Genomic DNA, 22,469 nt, shown 5'->3' on the forward strand with positions numbered 1-22,469 from the left:
CGAAAGCTGCCGCCGACGGCACCCCGCTGTACAAGCTCTCGTCCACGTGTACGAGGAGAAACCGTGCTCATCGACCTCACCGGCAAGACCGCACTCGTCACCGGATCCACGCAAGGAATCGGTTTTGCCGTTGCCGCGGGACTGGCCCGTGCCGGCGCCCACGTAGCGGTCAACGGACGCCGCCGACAATCCGTGGAGGAAGCCATCGAGAAACTGCGGCAGGAGACGGACCGTGACTCCTTCATCGCCGCGCCCGGCGACATCACCATCGACGACGGCGCCCGGCATGTCACCGAGGCAGCCCCGGACGTCGACGTCCTTGTGAACAATCTGGGCATCTTCGGAGCGACCCCTCCCCTGGAGATCAGCGACGAGGCATGGCGCCAGTACTTCGACGTGAATGTCCTGTCCGCCGTCAGAATGATCCGCGCATACCTCCCCGCCATGAAGGATCGCTCCTGGGGACGGATCCTGAACATCGCGAGCGACTCGGCCGTGGTCACCCCGGTGGAGATGATCCACTACGGCGTTTCGAAGACTGCCCTGCTCGCTGTCACGCGGGGCTTCGCCAAGGATGCCGCTGGCACCGGGGTGACCGTCAACTCGATCATCGCCGGGCCGACTCACACCGGCGGCGTCGAGGATTTCGTGTACGAACTCGTCGACCGCAGCCTTCCCTGGGACGAAGCGCAGCGGGAGTTCATGGTCAAGCACCGGCCCCAGTCACTGCTGCAGAGGCTGATCGAGCCGGAAGAGATTGCAAACATGGCGGTGTATCTCAGCTCGCACCTCGCCTCCGCCACGACCGGCGGGGCCGTGCGTGCGGACGGTGGATACGTCGACTCAATCCTCCCCTGACACGTCACGGACGCGAGGAGAACCACAGCTGTACGGCCACCTCGCTGTGATGGTGTGCGCCAACATGGCCGAGGCGTCGCTGTGCGGGCCGCGGGGAAGAGAGCTGCCCCGCGGCCGGAGGCGTGAGCAATCACTTCTGGCCGAGCTTGATGCGTTCGGACAGGTCACCGACCTCGCTACCGAGTTTCTGCACAGGGACGGCGAGGGAGGCCAGCGCGGACTCGACATCGACTGCTGCGGCCGTGTACTTGTCCATGCTGGCTGCGTGCTCCAACTGTGCCCACACGGCGGCTTCGGCCACCAGGGCGTCGCGCTGGGGGCTGGCGATCGGGTGCTGGGATGCCTTGGTGAGCAATTCGCGGGCCTGCTGGCCCGGGGCGCTGTCAGTCATGGCCGGAATCCTTCCAGCGGGCGTGCGGCGGAGGGTGGATTTCAGAGGGTGGAATGCAGCGAAGAAATACGACCTGACCGCCTATCTGCTCGCAGAGGTGGTGCATAGCGAGGTCGGAGGCGATCCGTCGAGCACGGACGACACCCAGGAACATCCTCACAACGACCCCAACACCTCGTCGCAGCCCTCCGCTTCGACGCTGCAGGCGGCTGACCCGGGGTCCGGTCCGGTCATGGGTCGGGCCGTCCGCGCTGCCGAGGCATCGCCTCGGCCAGCTGTGGTGCGTGCGCGTGCTCCTGCGTGTGCAGCAACTCGGCTGCGGTGACCCAGAAGTGCCAGCTGTCCGTTCCGCGCCGGACGACGGTCAGCCACGATCCGTCGGCGGCACGGCAAACCGCCCGCGCGGGAGTACACGGCCGGCCCGCTGTGCCGGACATAACTGCGGGTCGGCCGAGCGGCTACGCGAATGGCCTGCTTTGCCGGATAGTTGACGTCCCGTCGGACGAGCTCGGTAATGTTGAACAGCTCGCGGTCGAGCTCGTTCGCGACGAGGTACGGTTGCGCCCTTGCGCCAGGGGCATACCCCGTTGTATCGGCAATCAAATACCTTGCCTTTCCTCCGTATTGCCGACATCGGCAGCATCCTTGAAAGGGTCGGACATATCCGGGAGTTCTCGCGTCCGCACCAGCCCGCTTGGCGCACTGCTTCATCGGCGCATCTCCACATTGCCGAACGCCGCGTCGGCCAGCCAGCTGCTGTGCTGGATGGCAGTACCCCGGCCAGCGCGCCCGTCAGCCCCGTGCGGTCCGCACACCGGCGCAACAGCACCGCTCCCGCATGCCCGATCAGCCTCTTCCCGTCAGCCACCACCGACAGCCGACGGTCCCACCCTCTATTCTCGACCACCAGAAAGGTGCCTTGCTCTCTGCAGCGGATACGACCTAGACACTCGCATCCTTACAGGTCAACGGCACCTTTCTGCTATCGGGGCGTCAGACCACCCAATTCCTCCGACATACCCAGGGCCAACAGGGCTTGTATCTCTGAAAGCGTTGCCGCCACTATGCCCTTGCCGCGCGGCCGCCCCCGACCGGGACCGTACGGGCCAGTGGGTCACCCGGCTGCACGCGGAACTGGGAGGTCAGTTCCCGACCCGTGCCGGCCAGCACCCACTGCCGGTTCACGACCCGGCCACCGGCCTCGAACTCGTTCCGCAGGACGGGAAGTTCGAGCATGCGGGTGAACCACTCCGCCGCGCGCTCCGCGAGGAATTCGGGCGTTCCAGAACTCTCGATCGCCGTTTCCGGGTTCCGCTCCAGCGTGTACAGCTGATCACGGAATTCGCCTCCGACGAGACGGGAGCCGGTGAAGAACGCGCCCACGGTGAGAATGTGTGCTTCCGGATCGGAATCGGGATCGTAGAGCTCCAGGGTGACCATGAGTTCGGTGCGGTTCTCGAAGACCGCGAAGCTCGCGAAAGTGTCGTCAAGATCGCAGGACCACGCGCCGGACTCCGCCCGCTCACGGAGAGCGGCGAGAAAGCGGAGACCCCCCTCGGTGGCCTCCAGCTCCGGGTCGGGCTCGAACCAGACGGGGCCGGGGATGTCGTGCTCGTTCATGACGCTGCTGCCTCGGAAGGCCCCGGAAAGGGGCCGTGAATGAAGTGACCTGACAGGGGCCTGGCCTCCGCGGTCCAAGAGAACGCGGAGGCCAGGATATCGGCTGGTGCGTTACCGGGAACTACCGGTGTGCGTCACCATAGGCTGTTGAAGAAATCACCTGCCTTACTGCCGAGAGAGCTCCCGGCGATACCGCCGACCACGCCTCCGACGACTCCTCCGACCGCGGTTCCGGCGCCCGGGATGATCGACCCGATTACCGCACCGGCCGCCGCGCCGACCTCGGCACCCGCCCAGGCGCCGGCCAGGGTGGAGCCGGCCGAGACGGCCGCCTCGCCCTTCTGGCCGTCCGGCGCGCTCCAGACCTCGACCTGCTGTCAGCACTCCTCGCACCTCGGGGAACCTCACGACCCGCGCTCCGCGCCCGGTCTGTTGCCGGTCAGGCACACCGTCGCGGTCGACGAGGAGGAAGCCTTGGAGCTGGCCGCTGCGGCTGGCCCGCTCGCGGCCGCAGCGGCGCTGGCCGCAGCTGAGGATGCCGGCGCCAACGGTTACGCCATCGTGCCGCACCGCCTGGTCGACGCCGACCCGGCCGTCTGGACCGCGGATGTGCCCGCCGTCCTCGCCGCTCGGGGTCGGCCGGGCTGCGGGGTTGTGACCGCCCAAGGTCTGGACTCGTCCCTCTTCCGCCCGCACCCTTCCCTTCATGACCAACACAAGGCGACAACGCCCCCATATACGGCGCTGGTCAGCCCTCGCCATCAGCGTGGCGCTCATCGCGCTCGGCCTGGCCGCCGGCCCGGCGGCGGCTGCCACCGCGCCCGCGGCGACCGGGGGAGACCACAACCTCTCCCTCACCTGGCAGGGCAAGGACCGGACCTTCAAACTCCACACACCGCCGGGCTACACCCCCGGCAAGAAACTCCCCCTCGTCGTGGTGATGCACTGGTACCCGGGCACCGCGGAGGGCATTGAGGCCTACACAGGCTTCAGCAAGCGCGCGGACAGCCACAACTTCCTGGTGGCCTACCCGCAGGGACTCGACGGCGGATACAACGCCCTGGTCTGCTGCGGCAGCGAGGACGACGTCGGCTTCATCACCGCGATGGTGGGCCGCCTGGTCGACGGCTGGGACGCCAACCCCTCCCGGGTCTACGCCACGGGCTTCTCGAACGGCGCGGACATGTCGTTCCGCCTGGCCGTGGAACGCTCCGGCGTCTTCGCCGCCGTCGCCCCGGTCAGCGGCGGCTACACGGGCCCGCTCACGGAGGACCCGGGGTATGTGCCGTCCAGGCCGGTCCCGGTCATCACGATCGTCGGCTCCAAGGATCTGGGGAGCCCCTACTTCCAGGCCGGCATCGCGACGTGGCGGGAACGGTTGGGCTGTGTGACCACCGACCGGGTGAACAAGCCGGGCGAATACACAGCCATCATGTCGAGGTGCGCGGACGGAAGCCGGGTGCACAGCTACGTCATCGAGGGCATGGGCCATGAATGGCCGGACGATGCCGACTACGCACTCAACGCGACCGACGTGGTGTGGAAGTTCCTGAAGAAGTACAAGCGACACTGAACGCAGAAATGCCTCAACCCCCTGCCCACGGCCGGGGTTTGAGGCCAATGATTGTTCGGCGGCGTCCTGCTCTCCCACAGGGCCCCTCCTGCAGTACCTTCGGCGCTGTGAGGCTTAGCTTCCGGGTTCGGAATGTAACCGGGCGTTTCCCTCACCGACAGCCGACGGTCCTACCCTGTATTCTCAACCACCAGAAAGGTGCCTTGCTCTCTGCAGCGGATACGACCTAGACACTCGCATCCTTGCAGGTCAACGGCACCTTTCTGCTATCGGGGCGTCAGACCGCCCAATTCCTCCGAATAACCGGGGTCAAGCAGGCACCCAACTCGTCGCCCCCATACAAGCATCATTGCTGGCCAACCCTCTCTCCTCCTCCGTCACCGGGGCTGAAACGCCCCTTTCTCACGGTCCGGCATCGCTCATATCAGCCGCAAGCAGCGCCCCACCCTGTCAAGGGCCTCGCGCTGCGCCCGTAGCGCGGCGTGGGTGTGAACCGACATCGTCGTGTCGAAGTGACTGTGCCCCAGGATGGCCTGGCTGCGGCAACTCCTCGGCCAGGTTGAGGTCGCCGAGGTAGTGGACGTCTGGTAGACCGATCCCGGTTGGGGGTGGCTGGTTCGCCCGCCGCCATCGCGATGTCATTCCTCATCCCCAAGCCGCCGAGAACCGCTACGGAGAGTCCTCGGCTCTCAGGCAGAAGAGGAGGTCAAAGCCAGCCCGCACGTGCTATTCGGTTGCTGACCGACCCGACGTCGGCGCTCAAGGAGTTCGCCGAGTCAGGCTGCTCCGCCTGCCTTTTCCGTCAGCTCGGCCGGTGACAATTGTTGAGCTCCGGCAGAGCACGTGACGCCCCTGCGGGGAAACCGGCCGTCAAAGACCGCGCACATGCGGTGCAAGAGCACGACACCGGTGCGGCGTCCGCCGGTCCGTAACGCCACGGCGGCGGAGCGGACCGATGTGAGGCTGGGGCAAGTGACGGAGGTCTCTGCCCCCGGGCGGGGGCGACGGCAGCACAAACCTCAGCCCCGGAACTCCACAGTGATCGCCTTTTGCACCACGCCTTTGAACGTGGCCTACCCCCCTGCCACCCCGCCTTGTAACCTCTGATCATATTGTTCACGGAAGACGACGGTTCGGCATGCCGTCGTCTGTCTCCTACGGTGGGGCGAATGTCTACCAGCGATTCCGACACACGCGACCTACCTACGAGCGCAGCACCCGGCTTGGTCGGACGCGAGCGCGAACTCGCCGCCTTGAGAGCGGCGTTGTCCGACCCGCCGGTGGTCGTGCTGATCGAGGGCGAGGCCGGGATCGGTAAGAGCCGGCTGGTCCAAGAGCTACTCGCGGCGCATGCCCCGGCCCGGCAGCGGGTGCTGCTGGCGACTTGCCCGGCTGTTCGACAGCCTTTTACGCTCGGGCCGGTGGTGGACGCGATCCGACCGGCGACCGAGGACGTCGCCCGGCTCGGCCTGAGCGGGTTGGCGGGGGCGCTCCGGCCGTTGTTCCCCGAGTGGGCATCGGCGTTGCCGCCCACACCCGACCCGGCCGAAGACGCGGCAGCGGCACGACACCGGCTGTTCCGGGCCATCGAGGAGATCCTCGAACGGCTCGAGATCGGGTTGCTCGCGGTTGAGGACGTGCACTGGGCGGATGAGGCCACCCTGGAGTTTCTGCTGTTCCTGGCATCACGTCCGCGACAACAGGTCAGTCTGCTGGTGAGCTACCGCCCGGAGGAAATCGCGCCGGACTCTCTGCTGCTGCGGTTGTCGTCGCGGCAACCGGCGGGGGCGGCGCGGCTGCGGCTGTCGTTGGAGCCGTTGGATGTTTCCGGGACTGCCGCGATGGTGTCCTCGATGCTGGGTGGGGAACAGGCTTCCGACGAGTTGGCGACCATGCTGCACGACCGGACCGACGGGCTTCCGCTCGCGGTCGAGGAGTCCGTCCGGTTGATGTGGAACCATGCCGATATGACCCGGCGGGGTGATTCCTGGGTGCGGCAGCGACTGAGTGAGATCGACGTACCGCCGACAGTGCGGGACGTCGTACTGGAACGCAGCGCACGGCTCGGCCCGGCAGCGCAGGCTGCGTTGCGCGCGGCCGCCGTACTCGCCAACCCCGCCCCCGAGGAGGCCGTCGTCGAGGTGATGGCTCCGGAAGGCGATCCGGCGAGCAGGCTGGCAGGCCTGGCGGAGGCAGTGGGTTCGGGGCTGCTGAGGGAGGACCAGCGCGGGCTGGTCTCGTACCGGCACATGCTGGCGTGCCGCGCGGTGTACGAGGCGATTCCTGTGCCGCAGCGGCGGGCGATGCACCTGCGTGCCGCACACGTTCTCGAAGACACCACCCCGTCCCCGGTCGCCCAGCTCGCACGCCACTTCCGGGAGGCCGGCGACACGACGGCGTGGTGCCGGTACACGGAACAGTCTGCCGACCTCGCCCTCGCCTCGGGTGACGATGCGACGGCGGTCACTCTGCTGCACGATCTGCTCACCAACGCCGACCTGCCGCCCGCCGACGTGGTCCGGCTGACCGGCAAGATTCCATTCCATCTGCTCAGCGGGCACGAACGCTACCGCGAACTGATGGACGCCCTCCGCCTCGTGCTGGACACCGGCGGGCCGACGCCGAGCGAGGCGGCGGAGATCCGCTTCCACATCGCCCGGCTGCTGCAGCAGATGGAGGAGTTCGAGCAGTCCCGGATCGAGATGGAACGCACGCTGCCCGACCTCGGGCACGACCCGGCGAAGTCAGTTCGGGCAATGATGTTTCTCGGCCTGCCGTACGGGACGACGACACCGGCGGCCGAACACCTCAGGTGGCTGCGGCGCGTGGCGCAGGTGCCGGTCTCGATCGCGCCGGTGGACCGGCTGAGTATCCGGGTCGGACGGACGAGTGGGCTTTTGCTGCTCGGTGAGGAGGAGGGGTGGGCCGAGGCGGCATTGATCGCCGATGACGCGTCCACCGCCGCGGAAAGGCAGCAGATCACGGTCGGCCATCAGAACGTCGGGCACATGGCGCTGATCTGGGGGAGGTACCCGGAGGCGAGGCGGGCACTCACGCTGGCCGCAGGACTGACCGACACGTATCAGTACCAGAAGCTCCGCAGGATGGGACAGGTGCCGCTGGCTCAGCTGGACTGGCTCACCGGAGCCTGGGACGGGCTGGCCGACCGGGCCCTGTCGCTGGCCAGTGACGAGGAACTCCTGCAGCCGGTGAGCCGCCTGGCGCCGGCCATGGTCACCGGCTTGCTGTATGCGGCCCGCGGCGACCAGGACAGAGCGGACGAGTGCCTGCGGCGCGTCCTTGAACAGGCGGACCGACATGGCGGTGCGGAGCATTCCGTCGAACCTGCCGGCGCCCTGGCCAGGCTCTGGCTCGGCGCCGGGCGGGTCGACGACGTGCTGCAGTTGACCGACGGGCCGATCCGGTTCCTGGAACGCAAGGGCACGTGGATCTGGGCCAGCGAACTCGCCCCGGTCCGGGCCGAGGCACTACTCATGGCCAGCCGCATCGACGAGGCCGCCGACTTGGTCGACGCATTCGCAGCGGGAGTGCGTGATCGGCACGCACCTCGGCCGCACGCCGCCTTGTCGACCTGCAGGGCGATTCTGGCCCAGCATCAGGACGATCCCCTCAGCGCCGCCGAACTGTTCGCGCGTGCGGCCGACGCGTGGCAGGGCCTTCCACAGCCGTACGACGCCCTGCTCAGCCGTGAGCGACAGGCCCGTTGTCTGCTACGTGCGGACCAGTCCGATGCGGCTCTCTCCCTCCTTACGGAAACCTTCCAGGGGTTGTCCACCCTCGGCGCTCGTGGCGACGCCGAGCGCGTCATGCACACACTGCGTGCATCCGGTGTCGGGGTGAAGCGCCCGTCGTGGCGCGGTGGACGACGAAGTTACGGCGATCAACTGTCTCCCCGTGAGCTCGACGTAGTCCGGCTGCTCGTCGGAGGCCGGACCAACCGGGAGATCGCCGGTGCCCTCATCCTGTCGCCGAAGACGGTCGCACGGCACGTGGAGGCAGCGATGCGCAAGCTCGAGGTCTCGTCCCGGACGGCGCTGGCCGTGAAGGTCGTCGAAGGCGGCGGCGTCGTCGACAGCCCGGCCGGCGCGCACCGTTAGGCGGGCACGGCAGCAAAATTGGGTCATCTGCCCAGTCGTCCGGTAGCCGGTGCGTGAACAACACTCAGCGTCATGGAATCATTACCTCCGCCTGTCGCCACTCGTCCCCCCGCGTTCGCAAGTCTTGCGCCGCACGGTCAAATCTGACCCGACGAGGCCAGGTTCCGGGACGAACCCCGCAGGCCGACCGCGACCGGTGCCAGGTAACTGCCGCAACAGCGGGACGCGCCGCTCGCCGCTGTGCCACCGGTCCGCCCGAAGCAACACTGCCGGCACCCACCACATTCATCGCAGCCATTCGGCGCGATACGCAATCCCCGCAACCGCGCGGTATCCGCGCGCATTCTCTCCTCAGAAAAGGCCATTGCCGCATGAGACAGTCACCACCGGCCGGGGCATCCAGGCTTCCGGCCCACCTGACCATCCCCATACTCCGGCGCTTGCCACACCGTTCACATCGCGCGCTCACGGCGCTGCTGGCCACGGCCTGCGTGGCCGGGACGCTCGGCATCCCCGCCATCGCCGCCGCCGAAACGCCGGCCACCCGAGCGAGCCAGTCGCAGCAGAGCAGCCCCGTTGTTGCCACGCACAAGCTCACCCTCGTCACGGGCGAGGTGGTGACGCTGGAGCGTCACGCCAACGGCTTGCAGGCGGCGACGGTCGAGCCCGCGGCCGACGGCACCCCGGCGGCGTTCACCACCATGAAGGTGGGCGACGAGGTCTATGTCATCCCTGACAAGGCACAGCCCTACCTCGCCGCGAACGAGCTCGACCGCGAACTGTTCAACGTCACCAAGCTCGTCGAGTACGGCTACGACGACGCGCACCGCCCCGCCGTACCGCTGATCGCGACCTACGGGGGCGCGCCGGGCAAGGCCGGCAAGGCACTCGACCAGGCCGCGCCGGCCGGCTCGGTGAAGAAGGACGAGCTGCCCAGCGCCAACGCGGTGGCGCTGCACGCCGCCAAGAAGAAGGCGGCGACGTTCTGGGAGGCGGTCGACGACGACAGCACCGCCGCGACGAAGGCACCGAAGCTCGCCGGCGGCATCAAGAAGCTCTGGCTCGACAAGCCGGTGCACGTCGCTCTGGACCAGAGTGTGCCGCAGATCGGCGCCCCGGAAGCATGGGCGGCCGGCTACGACGGCACGGGCACCAAGGTCGCCATCCTCGACACCGGTATCGACCCCAACCACCCCGATGTGGCGGGGCGGGTGAAGAAGACGCAGAACTTCAGCGACGACCCCGACGCGGTCGACCACCACGGTCACGGCACGCATGTCGCCTCGACCATCGCCGGCTCGGGTGCCGCGTCGGGCGGCAAGTACAAGGGCGTGGCGCCGGGCGCCGACCTGTACATCGGCAAGGTCCTCAACACGGCCGGTTCGGGCTCCCAGTCGGGGATCATCGCCGGCATGGAGTGGGCAGCGGCCCAGGACGCGGACGTCGTCAGCATGAGCCTGGGCTCGGCGGACGGCAGCGACGGCACCGACCCGATCAGCCAGGCCGTCAACCAGCTCACCGCGTCCTCCGGGTCGCTGTTCGTCATCGCGGCCGGCAACGCCGGCCCGGGCAAGGGCACCGTGGGCTCGCCCGGTGCCGCCGACGCCGCACTGACCGTCGGCGCGGTGAACAAGCAGGACCAGCTCGCGGGCTTCTCCAGCCGCGGCCCGGTCAAGGAGACCTTCGCGGTCAAGCCGGAGATCACCGCACCGGGCGTGGGCATCGTCGCCGCCCGCGCCGCCGGCACCACGATGGGCACCCCCGTCGACGCCAACTACACTGCGGCCAGCGGCACCTCGATGGCCACCCCGCACGTGTCCGGCGCCGCGGCGATCCTTGTCCAGCGCCACCCCGACTGGTCCGCCGACCGGCTCAAGCAGGTGCTGGTCAGCACCGCCAAGCAGGGCTCGTACAACGCCTACCAGGGCGGTAACGGCCGCGTCGACGTCCCCAAGGCGATCGGTGCCGAGGTCTACTCCAGCCCCGCCGTCGTCAGCATGGGCAAGAAGTCGGCCGAGAGCGCGCCGGTCACCAAGACGGTCACCTACACCAACACCTCCTCCACGGACAAGACGCTGTCGCTCCGCCTGTTCAGCGTCGGGGAGACCGCGCCCCCGCCGGACGGCATGTTCACGCTCAGCGCCGACAGCGTGACGGTCCCGGCGAACTCCACCGCCGGCGTGACGGTGACCTACCGCCCCGAGCTCGGCGCCGTGGGCGACTACACCGGGATCATCACCGCCACCGCGGCCGACGGCACCGCGATCCGCACCACCGTCGGCGCCACGAAGGACGTGCCCACCGTCGACCTCACCGTCAACATGATCGACCGGAACGGAGACCCGGCGTCCGGCGAACTCGTGGTGTTCGACCTGGACAACGGGGTCGTCCGCCAGGTCTTCCCCCAGGACGGAACCAAGACCGTCGCGGTGCCGCAGGGACGCTACTCCGTCATGGGTGACGTCTACATGAAGGACAAGCCCACGGGCCAATTCTTGAGCCATACCCTTGCCGGTGAGCCCGTCGTGGATCTGAAGGCGGACCGGACGATCACGATGGACGCCCGGCTGGGCAAGGAGGTCAAGGTCGCGACGCCCAAGGAGTCGCAGTCGAGCCAGCACAAGTTCGGGTACCGCCAGAATCTCCCCGGCAAGCGCGGAATCGACTACCTGAAGACTACGTCGAGCCTGTTCTCGAAGCACGCCTATGCGGTGCCCACCGCGCCGGTGACGGACGGCACCTTCGAGTTCAACTTCCAGGACCGCAGGTACTCGCCGGTGATCCGGGCGTCCTATGCAGGGCAGGGAGGCGCGCTCCCGCTCAAGCCGGTGACCTATGCGGCCCCGTTGTACGGCCCCAGCACGCTCCAGGCGGTCAACGCCGGAACGGGACGGCCGGAGGACCTGGCCGGCAAGGACCTCGACGGCAAGCTCGCGGTCATCACCCGCGACGCCGCCCAGAAGGTCGTCGACCAGATCGCCGCAGTGGCCGGTGCCGGTGCGAAGGCAGCGATCATCGTCAACGACCGGCCCGGCGTCTACGCCACCATCGTGCCGCGCGTCACCGGCACTTCCATCCCGGCCTGGAGCCTCACCCAGGACGAGGGCGCGGTGCTCCTCGGCCGGATGGCCGACGGTCCCACGCAGATCAACCTGCAGGGCATCACGAACCACCCCTATGTGTACAACATCGCGCTGATGGTTCCCGGTGGCATCCCGGCCGACCCCACCGACGCGGTCACCACGGAGAACTCGACCGTGGTGAAGTCCCACTACCGCGGCACCAAGGGCACTCTGATCGGCGACACCACCTCGGCGATCCGCCCGGGAGAGTCCATGATCTTCCAGCTGGTGGACTTCTTCGACGCGCCGGCGGACCGGGAGGAGTGGTACTCCACCGGCAGCAAGTGGCCGACGATGAAGGACATGCGGTGGTACCACACGGTCTACCCGGACCGCAAGGACATCATCACCAGCATGAGGGACCTCATCCGCACCTACAGCCCGGGCGAGCAGCGCGAGGAGACCTGGCTGGGTGCGGCGAACGGCCCGGCCGGACCGGAGAGCACCCTTATGTTCCGCGACGGTGACAAGGTCACCCTCAACATGATGGAGATGGGCGACAGCCAGCCCGGACACTACGCCTACTTCCAGGGCGACAACGGCACCACGAATACGGTGCGGCTGTACCAGGACGGCAAACTCCTCAAGGAGCAGGGCTGGTTCACGCTCACGACGCTGCCGGTCAGCCCTGACCCGGCGACCTACCGCCTCACCATGGACACCACGCACCCGGCGTGGTTCCCGCTGTCCACGAAGGCCAGCACCGCCTGGACGTTCAAGTCCGCCCGGCCGGCGAACGGCAAGGAGAACCTGGCGCTGCTCTGGCCGAGGTACGGCCTGGACCTGGACGCGGAGAACACCACCCCGGGCGGCAACACCTACCAGTTCGACCTGTCGTTCGTCCTCCAGAACGGCGCGACCGCGGACATCGACAGGGTCGAGGTGGAGGCGTCCTCCGACGACGGTGCCACCTGGCAGCCCGCGAAGGCCGAGCGCAAGAGCGACGGCAGCTACAAGGTGTCCGTGAGCAACCCGGCAAAGGGCTACGTGTCCCTGCGCGTCAAGGCACAGGACAGCAACGGCAGCAAGATCGAACAGACCCTGATCAAGGCCTACGCCGTTCGCTGACCTTCACGACAGCCCTTTCCCGACCGCACCCCTGGCACAAGGAACGCCCTTGTGCCAGGGGCTCACCCCGTTGTATTGGCAATCAAATACCTTGCCGTTCCTTCGTGTTACCGAAATCGAGAGCGCCCTCGAAAAGACGGACATATCCCGAGAGTTCTGAAGTCCGCACCGCCCGGTTGATGCAGCGCATCATCGGTGCAGCTCCACATTGCCGAACGCGGCGCCGGCAGTTTCCCCTGCCCACGAGTGTTTTGGCGTTCCTCCGCCGGTGTTCCGGCCAATTGTCGTGGCGGGTTTACGACATGGAGGAAATCCGCCACTGTCAATCGGTTGCCTCGGGCCGTGCAGAGCCCGAAAGTATCTGCCGAATGCAGCAAGAACTTCTTCCTCATGATGAGCAGGAGACACTCATGCATCCCCCGCGCCATTTTCACGGCGACCCCGAAAGAGCGACATCTCAGGAGGCCTCACGATGAGGCGTTTCGGGCGACGGCTGGCCACCGCGGCCGCCGGCATCACCGTCCTCGGGACGGTCATGTCGAGCACCGCGGCGAATGCCTCCAACCCAACTCCGGCTCCGTCTTCCCTTACTTCCCTCAACCTGCCGGCTTCGGTCAGCGACAGCCTTGTCCAGGCTGCCGCCGGAAATCGGGCGAACCTGTCGCTGACGCTGGTCACCGGCGACAAGGTGCAGATCGGCATCACAAAGGACCGGAAGCCGGTCGTCCGTGAGATCGTGCCCGCGACGCGGCCCGGGAACGAGTCGGTTCTCTTTCACACCGTCACCAGAAACGACCAGGTCTACGTCGTACCGGAAGACGCGTTGTCGCTGCTCCGTGCCGACGTGCTGGACTGGGAGCTCTTCAACCTCGCCAAGCTGGCCGATTGGGCGGCCGAGGGCAGAACCAGTGAAGTCCCGGTGATCACCTCGTACAGCGGAAAGGCCAGTGCCCGGACAGCGGCGACCGCCGCCGGTACGACCGCCAAGACCGTCCTGCCGAGCATCAACGCCCGCTCGATGAGCATCAAGGGCAACGGCCAGTGGTGGCGAGAGGTGCGGGAGAAGACCACCGGCAAGTCCGCCGCCGCCTCCCGGGCCTCCGGCCCGCTGGCCGGGGTGGGGAAGGTGTGGCTGGACGAGCTGACGAAGCTGCAGCTCGACCAGTCCGTACCGCAGATCGGCGCGCCCGCCGCCTGGGCACGCGGCTTTGACGGTTCGAACGTGAAGGTCACGGTGCTGGACAGTGGCATCGATGCCACCCACCCCGATTTCACCGGCCGGATCACCGAGGCAGTTGACTTCACCAACAGCCCGACCGGTCCGGTGGACCAACACGGACACGGTACCCATGTGGCGTCCACGATCGCCGGCACCGGACAGGCCTCCAACGGGCGGCTTCGCGGTGTGGCGCCCGGTGCGAAGCTCTCCATCGGCAGAGTCTGCGGTCCGGACGGCTCGTGCGCCGGCTCCGCGGTCATCGCCGGCATGGAGTGGGCCGCCAAGTCCGGTGCCGACGTGGTGAACATGAGCCTCGGCGGCGCGCCCTCCGACGGAAAGGACATTCTGAGCCAAACGGTCAACACGCTCAGCCGCACCTACGGCACCCTCTTCGTCATCGCCGCAGGCAACGCCGGCCCGGACGCCGAGACGGTCGGGTCGCCCGGTGCCGCCGACGAGGCGCTGACCGTCGCGGCCGTGGACAAGAGTGACCAGATGGCCCGCTTCTCCAGCCGCGGACCCCGCGTCGGTGACGGCGCGGCCAAGCCGGACATCTCGGCGCCGGGCGTCGCCATCGTCGCCGCCCGCGCCAAGGGCACCGGCATGGGCAAGCCCGTGGACGAGTACTACACGTCCGCCAGCGGCACCTCCATGGCCACGCCCCATATGGCCGGTGCCGCGGCGATCGTCGCCCAGCAGCACCCGGACTTCACCGGGCGGCAGATCAAGTCGCTGCTGATGGCGACCTCCAAGGACCTCGGGCACGACCTGTTCGCGCAGGGCGCCGGCCGGGTGGACGTGGCCCGCGCGGTCGATCCGAAGGTCATTGCCGACGGAAACCTGCACTTCGGCCGAGCCGAGTACCCGCACTCGCCAGTGTCCAAGAAGGTCACCTACACCAACGTGACCGACGAGCCGATCACGCTCGCGGTCTCCGCCTCGGCTTCCCAGGCGGGCAAGCCCGCACCGGAGGGGCTGTTCACGCTCAGCGCCGACCAGGTCACCGTGCCCGCCAATGGCTCGGCCGATGTGACGGTGACCATGGACGGCAGGGCGGTGGACAGTTCCGGGCAGTACGGCGCATACGCCGGCGTCCTGACCGCCAAGGACAGCGCGGGGGCACTGCTCGGATCAACGCGGATCTCGACCTATGTGGAGCCGATCCGCCACGACCTGAACATCAAGATCATTCCTCCGGCCGGCGCCACCGATGTCTCGTACGGCAGCGCGCTGATCGTCCCGGTCGACGAGGACAAGCTGGGCCTGTACGAAAAGCCGCTGACGGTACCGGGCGGCGAGACGATCAAGGCACGGGTTTTCACCGGCACTGTCACGGCGGCCCTCGCGGTGACGTGGCGGGACGCGGCCGGCGAGCTGCAGAAGGCCGCACCGATGGTGCCGGAGGTGGAGGTCACCGGGGCGACCACGGTGGAGCTGGACCTTCGGAAGCTCAAGCCCGTCCGTGCGAACACCCCGGAGCCGACCGAGACATACGCGGCACAATTCAAGACCCAGCGGAACTCCGTGGACGGAGACTGGGGGATCACGGCGTCGTTGGCCACCGAATACGGTCCCGGTGAGCCGAACTGGTGGGCACTGCCGACCACCGGTGAGGTCAGCCTCGGCACGCTCAACTTCTTCAGCCGGCATGTCCTGGTACCGCCGTCAGTGACGATGAAGGTCACGGGGAACGGCGACTCCTTCGCCCTGGACGCCCGCTACGCGACACCGGACACCACCATCAACGGCGGAAACCAGAGGTGGACGAAGGACGGGAAGATCGAAAGCACCCTCGTGCGGTCGACGATTCCCCGACTGCCCGTCAACGGGCAGAAGCCCGTCGTCTACGCGGGCACCGGCGCGGCCGAGGAACTCGCCAAGGTCGATGCCAAGGGTGCGCTCGTGCTGCTGAAGCCGACCGACATCTGCAGGACGACCTGCGACTTCACCGCACTGCGCACGCGAGTGACGGCGGCTGCCGCCGCGGGCGCGGTCGGGGTGCTGGTGACCGGCGAAACCGATCGGGTCGCCCTGCTGAAGTACGAGTCGTGGCGGCAGTACAAGTGCGACGGTCCCGACAGCTGCCCGCCTGTCGACCCGTACGCAGCGCTGCCGATCGTGACCGTACCCCCGGCCCAGGCCGCCACGCTGATCAAGCGGATCGAGGGCGGAGCGAAGTCCGGCGTCCAGATCGAACTCGGCGGCAACCGCGAAGTGTCCAAGGCCTACGCTCTGGCCTTCGACTCCCCCGGTCGGGTTCCCGGCAACCTGCCCTACCAGGTCCAGTCCGAGGATCTCGACCGCGTCGATCACCGCTTCCACGCCGACCAGCCCGGCGCAGTTCCCTACTTCGCCTGGAACCGGATGACGAAGTCCGGCCCGGTGACAGAGGAAAGCCTGCTGCCCAAGCCGGACAGTCAGCGGCAGTTCACCACGTTGGTCGGGCCGCGGAACGACGAAGCGATCGACCACTTCGAGATGTCCGTCAGGGACTACATCGCGCCGTCCGTGGCGCGTCAGGGGGGCCAGGGCGAAACTCAGGACCTGGTGCTCGGCAAGAAGAACACGATCGACTGGAACGCGGGTCCGTCGCTTCCCGGCGCGGTGCCCCAGGTCCGCACCAAGTCGGGCTTCACCGCTGAGACCGGCCTGCCGTGCGCCGGCTGCCGGGAGGGCGACCGCTTCTGGCCCACCCTGTACCTGACCGGTGCCGGTGGCAGTCGCCAGGCCATGATTGGCGCTCTCAACGACGAGGGTATCTCCAATTATCTCTACGGGATCCCGGGCTGCGAGCGCCCCGCCTGCAAGGTAAGCCTCTTCGACGACGCCGGCCAGGAACTCCAGCAGAAGCTCAACCCGGTCGAGTTCGTCTTCCAGCTCGGCGAGCCCGGCAACGCGTCGGACCTGATGTCGAGGAGCGGGCGGTGATGACCGAAATGAGAAAGGAGACTACTCCGATGAACGCGGCCGAGCCATCGGGGCGGCGCCGGATGGTGAAGCTGGCGGCGTCGGCAGCCGTAGCGATGATCGCGCTGGTAGGGTGCAAGGCCGACGTCATCTCGTACGACCTGCCTGCGGAATCAGCCCGCTACACGTTCCAGGCGGAGACCAACGGGGTCAAGACCGCGTGGGAGTACACGTCCGACCGGCCGGCCAAGCCCGACACGCCGACGTCACAGCCGTGCATCGCGGACGTCATCGTCAAGGAGCCAGGTCCGTGCCGTCCGGAGCCGCTCATCTTCCTGCGGTACGACCTGGGCCTGGATCTGGACAACACCGTAAAGGCCGGCGGGGTCCACCCCATCACCGTCACCGGCTACTACCAGGACCGGCTCAGCACGCCGCCGACCGTGACCGAGTTGCGGGCGGAGGCCAGCTTCGACGGCGGCAAGACCTGGAAGCCGGCGAGCACCCAGGCCGACGGGAAGAACACCTTCACCACGCGCATCGAGCAGCCGAAGCGTGACGACGCTCCCGGAGGTGTCGCACTGCGGATCACCGCGACCGACAGTGCGGGCAACACCGTCAAGCAGACCATTCCCAAGGCGTATCGACTGCGCTGAGGTGAACCGCTGAAACGGTGAACCGACCCTGAGGGGTCGCGGCCGGGGCGAGACATGAGTTTCGCCCCGGCCGTCTCTCGCGTTTTCGGCTAAGCCCTCGCCGAATGCGGGCAGGGTCGACGATCGCAGACCGTCTGCGAGTAACTGATCCGCACACGCACCGCTTGGTCAGGCCGTTGGGCCGGTGCCACTTGCACCGGATTGCGGCATGCCCGGGTCAACATTCCGGTGGCCTCGCCCTTGGTGACACATCGAGGGCGGCGGGCTCCTTCCATGACACAAACGCCCGACCGAAGTTCTGAAAGACAGGCGTAGGAGCATCATGCTGTCAGACGTGCTGGGACTCACCCCCGAAGAGGCAGACACCTACCGCACCCTGGTCTCGGTAGCCTCCGCCACTCCCGCCGAACTCGCCGAACTCGTCGACCTCAACCCCCACCTGGTGGTGCGCATCCTGGGCAGACTCGAAGGCCAGGGGCTCGCCGCGCGCAGTGTCGGCGACACCACTCGGTTCGTCGCCTCCCCACCGGCGGCGGCGCTGCGGGCGCTCCTTGTCCAGCGACAGAACGAACTCAGAGTGGCGGAACTCGAGCTCGACTCCCTCGACGAAATCTACCGCGCGGCCACCCTCGGGCGCGGCGTCGCGGAGGTCGTCGACGTGATCCACGGCGCCAAGGCCATCCGCGAACGGGTCGGGCACATACAACTCGGCGCACGGAAAGAGATCATGAACTTCGTCAAGGCGCCGTTCTTTTCGCCCGGCAACATGACCGACGGCGCGGTCATCGAGCGCGGCGTCCGTTATCGCGTGATGCTCGAACGCGCGATGCTCGACGGGGGGACCCCATCGTTCGACGAGATCGCCCAGGCGCGGGCCGCAGGAGAGGAAGTCCGGGTCACCAGCACTCTGCCACTGAAACTCTTCATCGTGGACCGCGAGTTGGCGATTGTTCCGCTCCTCGGTTCGGCCAGTGCCGCAAAGGCGGGAGCCCTGCTCGTGCACAAAAGCAGCCTGCTCGACGCGCTGATAGCACTGTTCGAATCCGAATGGGAGAAAGCGACACAGTTCGTCACGTCCGAAGGTGCCTTGCAGAACGCGCCCGCCATTGATGATCTGGATGCACAAATCCTCAGCCTGTCGCTGGCCGGCCTCACCGACCAAGCGATCGCCACCCAACTGCGCACCTCCCTGCGGACGGTACAGCGGCGGGTCCGGAATCTGATGGACACCGCGAGAGTGGAGAATCGCATGCAGCTGGGCTTCCATGCGGCACGGCTGCGCTGGCTCGAAGCCGAGCAAGACGGCAATACCAGGGTGTGAACCCAAGGCGGTCGAGCATGAGGCGCGCGGAGGGTGTCCGATCAACGGCCCTGTCCCGCATTCGGTGGTGACGCAGCGTCGTACAGCAACGGCCCGACCGAGGGCGTCAACACCAAGACCAAGCTGATCGCACGCCAGATGCAACGCCGAGGTTCGTCTTCTCAGCCTCCACGGGACCGCCCCCGTGTCAGCCCGTGACGATTCCGGCGACGAGGTTGATGGTGGTGGCCAGGATGCTCGCGCCGAAGACATAGGAGAGCAGGCAGTGCCGGAGGGCGACCGCGCGGATCGTGGAACTGGAGACGTCGGTGTCGGAGACCTGATAGGTCATGCCGAGGTTGTAGCTGAAGTAGAGGAAGTCGCTGTACCGCGGCAGGTCGTCGGTGTTGAAGTCGATCCCGCCCTGGGGCGGCAGGTAATAGATGTATGCGTAGCGGGCGGCGTACATCAGGTGGAGTGCCGCCCAGGCCATGAACACGCCGCAGAGCGCCGTCGCGGCCGCCGCGTGGCTCAGGCCCGAGTGGCCGACCAGGAGCAGCGCCACGATGCTGACCAGTCCGCACACGGCGGCCGCGACGACGGCGAGTTCCTCGACGACGGGCCGGAACTCCTCGCGTCGGACGTTGCGGTGCGTGGCGGCGGCGTCCATGGGCCAGAGCACGACCCAGCCCGCCACGACGAAGACCGCCTCCGCCACGGCAATGGCGGCGAGAATGCCCAGCGGCGGTACCTTCGTCAGCACACCGACGACCAGGCCGACGGCCGCTCCGGCGACCGCAGAGCCCGCGAGTCGGGGAACCGCGGACTGCGGCAACCAGCGGTTCATGGGAGGTCCGAGGCTTCCTGGACCACCACGGCCTGATCCGAATATGTCAGGTACGCGATCTCGGAGACGTGTCCGGCGCCGACGGCAGCGAGCCCTGGTCCGGTCGGGTCGGAGACGTCGAGGACGCAACGGTCCGCCGTGCGGCGCCGGAAGGCGTGGCGGGCCCCCTCTTCGATCTGGGCCCGGGCCGCCGACGTGATCAGCGCGAGTCCGCGGTGCAGGTTGTTCGTTGCGGCAGGGGCCGTCATGGCGTTCACGCTCCTTTCAGGCTGCCGATGCCCGGGGAGCCGCCGATCCGTGCGGGCCTCGGTGGGCGAGTGGGAAGGCGGCCGAGGAAGTCGGCACTCGGCACAAAGAACAGACTGCCGGTCACGGCCAGGAGAAGCATGCGATTCCCACAGGACAATGGCTCGCAACATGGGCAATGGGTACGGAGTGAGGCTATCCGCCCGAGGACCGGTGTGCAGTCCGGGCGCGACGCGCGTGTGATGCCCGCGGACGGGCGGCGAGATTCGACTTCGGCCGACACGGAGCCTCTGCGTGCAGGGAAGCTCCAGAGATCGACAACAGCATGGCGCAATGAGCCGATCCATCACGGAGACCGGGTGATATACACCGCTTATGCCCTATTCGCACCCTCCTCCGCCGCCTGTCACCGGGAGCGGTTGGCGGCGTTCGGTGGCCGGTGCGGCGCGCGTACTCTCCCCGCGCGGGGCACTCGCCCTCCACAGGGTGGACGGGGCTCTGGCCTTCGCCCTGCGCGCGGCGCTTGCCATGGCCGTGCCGGCCGTGCCGATGGCGCTGGCCGGACGGTCCGAGCAGGCCGTCTACGCCATGCTCGGCTCCTTCACCACGACGTTCGGCCGCAATCTGCCGTACGCGCACCGTGCTCGTGTTCTCGCGCTTGTCGCGGTGGCCATGACGGCGTGTGTGGGCTGTGGTTCGGCTCTCGCCGTGTGGGCCCATCCACGAGCGGGGGGAGCCGGTGCCGCCGCGGTGGTCGCGGCCATGGCCGCTGTGGCCGGGGTGGCGAAATACGCCTGTGACGCGGCACGTCTGAGCGGGCTGGGCGCGGTGCTGCTGCTCTTCTCCTTCGCCGTGGCGGCCAACGGGTCGCCCGCACCTGACGACGTCCTTCCTCAGACCGCCCTGGCCGCGGCGGGCGCAGCCCTGGCCTGGGCCCTGGCCGTATCCGGCTGGTTCGTGCACCCGGACCGGCCGCAACGCCTCGCCGTGGCGGCGGCCCTGCGCGACCTCGCGGAGCTGTTGGAAGCGCTCGGCGAGGGGAACGGAAGCGGGCTCACCCGGCACCGGGCGACCGCCGCCACCCTGCAGGCCTACCGGTCCCTGGGGATCATGCCTCCGACGGCCGCCGAGCGTGGTGAACGAGGCGGGGTGTATGTACGCCTGACCGATCTCTCCTGGTCGCTGCTGATCGGCTCCGCGCGCCGGTCGCCGGACGACCCGGCCGGTCTGGCGTGCCACCTGCGCCGCCAGGTCCGTCTCCTCATCAGCCGGCGCCGCCGGGTCCCACCCCTCCTGCCCGAGCTGTCCCTCGCGTCCCTGATCGCCCAGGCCAGTACGGTCCCGGGCACGGCGGGAACCAAGCGGGATGCGGCCTACCCCACCACCCGGCGCGCCACCGAACTGCGCGCCGCCGAACTGGTGACGGGGCAGCGCCCCGGCGGCGCCGGCCACTTGTCGGTGCTGCTCGTTCCCGCCCTGCGGATCGTCCTCGGCACCGGGCTCGCGGGCGGGCTGGCCCTTCTTCTGGGCCTGGGCCACGGCTACTGGGCGGCGATCTCCGCCGCCGCGGTGCTGCACTCGATCAACGTCCGCACGGCCGCCCAGCGTGCCGTCCAGCGCACCCTGGGCACGGTCGCCGGGCTGGTCCTCGCCCTCGGGGTGCTCGCCATGCGCCCCGATCCCGTGGTACTCGTCCTCGTGATCGTGCTCCTGGAGTTCCTGCTGGAGTACGTCGTCGCCCGCAACTACGGTCTGGGCGTCGTCTTCCTCACACCGCTGGCGCTGCTCATGACCGACCTGGCCGCGCCGGCACCTGCCGGCACACTCGTGCAGGACCGGGCGTTGAGCAGTCTTCTGGGGATCGTCGTCGGACTGGCCTGCGGGCTTCTGGTGGTCCACGGTCATGCCGCAGTCCGGGCGGAACGTGCCCTCGGCGCGTGCACGGAGGCCGCCGAGCACGCGGAGCGAGCGCTGGCCGAACGCGCGGAGCCGTCCTTCCCGGTCGTCCAGACGCATCTGGCGGCAGCCGTGGTGGAGTTGCGCGAGGCCGACGACGCCGCGGCGGGTGAGCTGTGGCAGGCGGAGATCGATCCCACCGAGCTCGCCGCCGCGGAACAGCGTGCCTACCTTCTTCTGGAGCGGCTCCTCCGGTGGCGGTGACGCCACCGGACGCATCAGCCGGAACTCCGCCGGCCCGCGCTCCCTCGCTCAGGTGGCGGGGGTTGGCAACTGGTCGCGGGGAAGCGCGCATAAGGTCGGTTTAGCTCGATCGTGTGATGGCCGGGTCGTGGGCTTGCGGTGCCCTGGGGTGGCCGGGGTAACGTCGCCGTGCGATCTTGGGACGCCGGGTGCGGTGCCAGCGTGCGGGGCCCCTGCTTCACCGGAGTGATGGTTCAGGGCCTCCCCGTCGCCTCTGGCCGCACCCACTTGGCCAGGTCGCCCAGGGAACACTGGCCTCCCGGGATCGGACCACGCACAGGATGCGTGTCGCTGCCTCGGGGTCGAGTACGCCGGGGACCAGTGCGCCCAAGACCGTTCGGGGCG

General features: G+C 68.2%; 12 protein-coding genes and 1 rRNA gene. 8 read left to right on the forward strand and 5 right to left on the reverse strand.

Features of this window, described 5'->3' with window-relative positions:
- The first annotated feature begins 63 nt into the window (after positions 1-63).
- On the forward strand, positions 64-858 hold the full coding sequence (locus ACFU8W_RS34110) for an SDR family NAD(P)-dependent oxidoreductase (protein WP_384045604.1): 795 nt from the start codon (positions 64-66) through the stop codon (positions 856-858).
- A 130-nt stretch (positions 859-988) separates the two neighbouring features.
- Here ACFU8W_RS34110 and ACFU8W_RS34115 read toward each other — a convergent pair whose 3' ends face one another.
- Together ACFU8W_RS34115 and ACFU8W_RS34120 are read right to left on the reverse strand one after the other, a co-directional pair.
- Complete coding sequence (locus ACFU8W_RS34115) at positions 989-1,249, reverse strand: hypothetical protein (protein WP_345510935.1); 261 nt, start codon at positions 1,247-1,249, stop codon at positions 989-991.
- A 1,062-nt stretch (positions 1,250-2,311) separates the two neighbouring features.
- Positions 2,312-2,869 carry a hypothetical protein gene (locus tag ACFU8W_RS34120; protein ID WP_384045608.1) on the reverse strand — a complete coding sequence of 186 codons (558 nt, stop codon included), beginning with the start codon at positions 2,867-2,869 and terminating at the stop codon, positions 2,312-2,314.
- Positions 2,870-3,575: 706 nt separating this feature from the next.
- Between ACFU8W_RS34120 and ACFU8W_RS34125 the strand changes: the two genes are divergently transcribed.
- The gene (locus tag ACFU8W_RS34125; protein ID WP_384045611.1) at positions 3,576-4,442 is read left to right on the forward strand and encodes an alpha/beta hydrolase family esterase; all 867 of its coding nucleotides are present in this window, start codon (positions 3,576-3,578) and stop codon (positions 4,440-4,442) included.
- Between the two features lie 53 nt (positions 4,443-4,495).
- Here the strand turns inward: ACFU8W_RS34125 and rrf are convergent.
- A 5S ribosomal RNA gene (rrf, locus tag ACFU8W_RS34130) occupies positions 4,496-4,611 on the reverse strand.
- 1,000 nt (positions 4,612-5,611) lie between these two features.
- Here rrf and ACFU8W_RS34135 point away from each other — a divergent pair.
- The 5 genes from ACFU8W_RS34135 (at position 5,612) to ACFU8W_RS34155 (ending at position 18,853) form a co-directional block, all read left to right on the forward strand.
- A complete protein-coding gene (locus ACFU8W_RS34135; protein ID WP_384045614.1) occupies positions 5,612-8,560 on the forward strand; it encodes an ATP-binding protein in 2,949 nt (982 codons plus the stop codon).
- Positions 8,561-9,000: 440 nt separating this feature from the next.
- A complete protein-coding gene (locus ACFU8W_RS34140) occupies positions 9,001-12,750 on the forward strand; it encodes a S8 family serine peptidase (RefSeq protein ID WP_384045617.1) in 3,750 nt (1,249 codons plus the stop codon).
- 472 nt (positions 12,751-13,222) lie between these two features.
- Positions 13,223-16,897, forward strand: coding sequence for a S8 family serine peptidase (locus tag ACFU8W_RS34145; RefSeq protein WP_384045621.1), 3,675 nt, complete (start codon positions 13,223-13,225; stop codon positions 16,895-16,897).
- Positions 16,897-17,532, forward strand: a complete 636-nt coding sequence (locus tag ACFU8W_RS34150) for a hypothetical protein (RefSeq protein WP_384045624.1) — start codon at positions 16,897-16,899, stop codon at positions 17,530-17,532. Before ACFU8W_RS34145 ends, ACFU8W_RS34150 begins: the two co-directional genes overlap by 1 nt.
- Positions 17,533-17,854: 322 nt before the next feature.
- Entirely contained in the window at positions 17,855-18,853 is a 999-nt protein-coding gene (locus tag ACFU8W_RS34155) for a helix-turn-helix domain-containing protein (RefSeq protein ID WP_384045627.1), read from the forward strand.
- Positions 18,854-19,040: 187 nt separating this feature from the next.
- On the opposite strand, the gene ACFU8W_RS34160 is transcribed toward ACFU8W_RS34155, so the two are convergent.
- Positions 19,041-19,679 (reverse strand): DUF1345 domain-containing protein, encoded by a 639-nt coding sequence (locus tag ACFU8W_RS34160; protein ID WP_384045630.1) that lies wholly within the window; start codon positions 19,677-19,679, stop codon positions 19,041-19,043.
- Positions 19,676-19,927, reverse strand: coding sequence for an encapsulin (locus tag ACFU8W_RS34165; RefSeq protein WP_384045633.1), 252 nt, complete (start codon positions 19,925-19,927; stop codon positions 19,676-19,678). Before ACFU8W_RS34165 ends, ACFU8W_RS34160 begins: the two co-directional genes overlap by 4 nt.
- A gap of 373 nt (positions 19,928-20,300) precedes the next feature.
- Between ACFU8W_RS34165 and ACFU8W_RS34170 the strand changes: the two genes are divergently transcribed.
- Positions 20,301-22,085, forward strand: a complete 1,785-nt coding sequence (locus tag ACFU8W_RS34170) for an FUSC family protein (protein ID WP_384045636.1) — start codon at positions 20,301-20,303, stop codon at positions 22,083-22,085.
- Positions 22,086-22,469 lie beyond the last annotated feature (384 nt).

The sequence above is a fragment of the Streptomyces sp. NPDC057565 genome (assembly GCF_042801455.1).
GTDB classification, from domain to species: domain Bacteria; phylum Actinomycetota; class Actinomycetes; order Streptomycetales; family Streptomycetaceae; genus Streptomyces; species Streptomyces yanii.

Excerpts from the sequence above, each read along its gene's own strand:
- ACFU8W_RS34115 (WP_345510935.1), bottom strand. The coding sequence starts at position 1,249 with ATGACTGACAGCGCCCCGGGCCAGCAGGCCCGCGAATTGCTCACCAAG.
- ACFU8W_RS34120 (WP_384045608.1), bottom strand. The coding sequence starts at position 2,869 with ATGAACGAGCACGACATCCCCGGCCCCGTCTGGTTCGAGCCCGACCCG.
- ACFU8W_RS34125 (WP_384045611.1), top strand. The coding sequence starts at position 3,576 with ATGACCAACACAAGGCGACAACGCCCCCATATACGGCGCTGGTCAGCC.
- ACFU8W_RS34135 (WP_384045614.1), top strand. The coding sequence starts at position 5,612 with ATGTCTACCAGCGATTCCGACACACGCGACCTACCTACGAGCGCAGCA.
- ACFU8W_RS34145 (WP_384045621.1), top strand. The coding sequence starts at position 13,223 with ATGAGGCGTTTCGGGCGACGGCTGGCCACCGCGGCCGCCGGCATCACC.
- ACFU8W_RS34150 (WP_384045624.1), top strand. The coding sequence starts at position 16,897 with ATGACCGAAATGAGAAAGGAGACTACTCCGATGAACGCGGCCGAGCCA.
- ACFU8W_RS34155 (WP_384045627.1), top strand. The coding sequence starts at position 17,855 with ATGCTGTCAGACGTGCTGGGACTCACCCCCGAAGAGGCAGACACCTAC.
- ACFU8W_RS34160 (WP_384045630.1), bottom strand. The coding sequence starts at position 19,679 with ATGAACCGCTGGTTGCCGCAGTCCGCGGTTCCCCGACTCGCGGGCTCT.
- ACFU8W_RS34165 (WP_384045633.1), bottom strand. The coding sequence starts at position 19,927 with ATGACGGCCCCTGCCGCAACGAACAACCTGCACCGCGGACTCGCGCTG.
- ACFU8W_RS34170 (WP_384045636.1), top strand. The coding sequence starts at position 20,301 with ATGCCCTATTCGCACCCTCCTCCGCCGCCTGTCACCGGGAGCGGTTGG.